1 pseudogene is annotated in these 244 nt (G+C 57.4%); it reads right to left on the reverse strand.

The features are described 5' to 3' along the window. Positions 1-200: pseudogene (locus tag ACTT8P_RS38695) on the reverse strand (metal ABC transporter permease); the annotation flags it as partial. Positions 201-244 lie beyond the last annotated feature (44 nt).

Here is a 244-nt window from a genome sequence, read left to right on the forward strand (position 1 = left end):
CCGAAGAACAGGGCCACCGCAGCACCTGCGAAGGAAAGCTCCGACGTGCCGTGGATAGCGAAGGCTAGATCTCGAGCATGGATCATCGGGCCGATAAGGCCTGCAAGCACACCGAGGATGATCCCGGCAATGATCGATCCGCGGACTAGCGGCACCAATTGGCTGAAGCTGTCGAAATTGATAATTGTGGAGAAAACCATGTCAGCCCATTTCCTCAGATTCGTCGGCCCGGGGCATGCAGGTG

It is taken from the genome of Streptomyces sp. JW3, assembly GCF_052216785.1.
GTDB lineage: Bacteria > Actinomycetota > Actinomycetes > Streptomycetales > Streptomycetaceae > Streptomyces.